This is a genomic window from Arthrobacter agilis, assembly GCF_002953615.1.
GTDB classification, from domain to species: domain Bacteria; phylum Actinomycetota; class Actinomycetes; order Actinomycetales; family Micrococcaceae; genus Arthrobacter_D; species Arthrobacter_D agilis_B.
In genome coordinates this window covers 3,371,771-3,374,559 of sequence record NZ_CP024915.1, presented here as the reverse complement: position 1 = coordinate 3,374,559, position 2,789 = coordinate 3,371,771, and the positions used below count along the sequence as shown (strand labels likewise).

Here is a 2,789-nt window from a genome sequence, read left to right as displayed (position 1 = left end):
CCGCCAGTGGCGCGTCGTCGACATCGTGGTGGCCTCGGTCATCGCCGTCGCCGTCGGCGTCCTGTTCTTCGCCTGGTCCGCGGGATACTCCGGCATCAGCCTGCTGACGGCCGGTTTCCCGCCCCTGGCGGGCCTCTACTCCGGGGGCTGGCTGATCGCCGGCGTCCTCGGGGGACTGATCATCCGCAAGCCCGGTGCCGCCCTCTACTGCGAGATGCTCGCGGCGGCTGTGTCCGCCCTGATCGGCACGCAGTGGGGCGTGGGCGTCCTCGTCTCCGGAGCGATCCAGGGAGCCGGCGCCGAACTGGTCTTCCTGCTCTTCCTGTACCGGAAGTGGAACCTGCCGGTCGCGTTGCTGGCCGGCCTCGGCGCGGGCCTCGCCCTCGCGATCAGCGAGAACATCCTCTACAACGCGCTCTGGACCTTCGAGTTCAAGCTCCTCTACACCGTGTTCGCGGCCATCTCCGGCGTCGTCATCGCGGGCCTGCTCTCGTGGCTGGCCATGCGGGGCCTCGCGAGGACGGGTGCGCTGTCGTCCTTCGCCGCGGGCCGCTCGGCGGACGTGTGACGGCAGCACACCCACCGGCCGCGGGGGCCGTTCAGGTCAGCGCCCGCGGCTGGGGCTGGCGCCATGCTGGCAGGAAGGCCTTCGCGGCACGCCACCTCGACCTCGACATCGGGCCGGGAGAGCGCGTGCTGCTCCTCGGGGCGTCCGGGGCGGGCAAGTCGACCGTGCTGCACGGACTCGCCGGGGTGCTCGGTGCGCAGGACGAGGGCGAACAGGAGGGCGGACTCCTGCTCGACGGCGTCCCCCCGGCCGCGGCGCGGGGGAGGGCTGGGCTGGTGCTCCAGGACCCCGAGACGCAGGTGGTGCTCGCCCGCGTCGGCGACGAGGTGGCCTTCGCCGCCGAGAACCTCGCCGTGCCCCGCGAGGAGATCTGGCAGCGCGTCGGCAGGGCGCTCGACGACGTCGGCCTCGACCTCCCGCTCTACCACCCCACCACCGCGCTGTCCGGGGGGCAGAAGCAGCGCCTCGCGCTCGCGTCCGTCCTCGCGATGGAGCCCGGGCTGCTCCTGCTCGACGAACCCACCGCGAACCTCGACCCCGACGGCGTCCTCGAGGTGCGGGACGCCGTCGTCCGCGTCCTGGAGCGCACCGGTGCCACGCTCGTCGTCGTCGAGCACCGCGTGGCGGTCTGGGCCGACGTGGTGGACCGTGTGATCGTGCTCGACGCCGGGGGAGGCGTCCTCGCCGACGGTTCTCCCGCGGGCATCCTGGGGCACGAGGCCACGCGTGCCGGGCTGGCGCACGCCGGCGTCTGGGTCCCGGGCCGGCGGCCGCCCCTGGGAGGGCCCGTACCCGGCGCCGGTGGCGGCCCGCTGCTGTCGGCGCGCTCCCTCACGGTGGCCAGGACCAAGCGGGGCCCCGCGGCCGTCGAGGACATCGACCTCCGGGTGCACGAGGCGGAAGCACTGGGCATCACCGGGCCGAACGGCGCCGGGAAGTCGACGGCGGCGCTCACGCTCGGCGGCCTGCTCCGGCCGCGCGCCGGCCGGGTGGACGCCGCGCCCTCGCTCGCCGGAGCGGCGGGCAGCGACCCGTTCCGCTGGCGGTCGGCCCAGCTCGTGCAGCGGATCGGCACGGTCTTCCAGGAGCCCGAGCACCAGTTCCTCACGGCGTCCGTGGGCGAGGAACTGGAGTTCGGGCCGCGACGCGTCAGCGGGACCGCCGATCCGCGGCGGATCACCGAGCTGGCCGAGCGCCTCCGCCTCACCCATCTGCTGAAGGCCAATCCGTTCACGCTCTCCGGCGGCGAGAAGCGGCGGCTGTCGGTCGCGACGATGCTCGCCACGGCCCCGCGCCTCCTGATCCTCGACGAGCCCACCTTCGGCCAGGACGCCGGGACCTGGGCCGAACTCGTCACCCTGCTGCGCGAGCTGATCGACGACGGCGTGGCCGTCGTCTCCGTCACGCACGACGCCGATTTCATCGCCGCCCTCGGCGGCAGGACCCTGCACATCGCCGACGGGGCGGGACGGCTGGTGGCCCGATGAGCACCGATCACCTGACCCCGGTGCTGACCGGGAAGACGCTCCTGCGGGCCAACCCCGTGTCCAAGCTGTTCGCCGCCGCGGTCATCACGCTCGCCCTCATGGCGAGCATCGACTGGGTCAGTGCCGCCGTGGTCCTGGCCTGCGAGCTCGCGCTGATGCCGCTGCTGGGCATCAGTGCGTGGGGCCTCGCCCGGCGCATCTGGCCCCTGCTGGTCGCGGCGTCGATCGGCGCCTACGGCACCGCGCTGCTCGCGGAGAAGAGCGGAACGGTACTGATCGACGTCGGGCCGTTCCTCTTCACCGAGGGCTCGGTGGCGGCCGGGGTCGCGGTCGGGCTGAGGGGGCTCGCGCTCGCGCTGCCCGGCATCTTCCTCCTGCTCACCACGGACCCCACCGACCTGGCCGATGCCCTCGCCCAGAAGCTGCACCTGCCGCACCGCTTCGTCCTCGGCGGGCTGGCCTCGCTGCGGCTCGTGGGCCTGCTCCTGGAGGAGTGGGAGTCCCTCGGACTCGCACGCCACGCGCGGGGCATCGGTTCGGACGGCTCCGTCGTCGCGCGCACGCGGAATCTGCTGGGGCAGTCCTTCGGGCTGATCGTCCAGGCGATCCGGCGTGCCACGCGGCTCGCGACGGCGATGGAGGCGCGCGGTTTCGGCGGTGCGACGCGCACCTGGGCGCGGACCAGCACGTTCTCGTCCCTCGACCTCGGCGTCGCCGCCGTCGGGCTCCTGGTC

At 73.9% G+C, this 2,789-nt stretch carries 3 protein-coding genes; all 3 read left to right on the top strand.

The window, feature by feature from the left end:
• Positions 1 to 568, top strand: a 568-nt coding sequence (locus CVO76_RS16595; protein WP_244186070.1) for an ECF transporter S component, incomplete at its 5' end; no start/stop codon positions are given.
• Positions 565 to 2,055 (top strand): ABC transporter ATP-binding protein, encoded by a 1,491-nt coding sequence (locus tag CVO76_RS16590; protein ID WP_208740174.1) that lies wholly within the window; start codon positions 565 to 567, stop codon positions 2,053 to 2,055. The genes CVO76_RS16595 and CVO76_RS16590, both read left to right, overlap by 4 nt.
• On the top strand, positions 2,052 to 2,789 hold a 738-nt coding region (locus CVO76_RS16585), incomplete at its 3' end, for an energy-coupling factor transporter transmembrane component T family protein (RefSeq protein WP_208740173.1). The genes CVO76_RS16590 and CVO76_RS16585, both read left to right, overlap by 4 nt.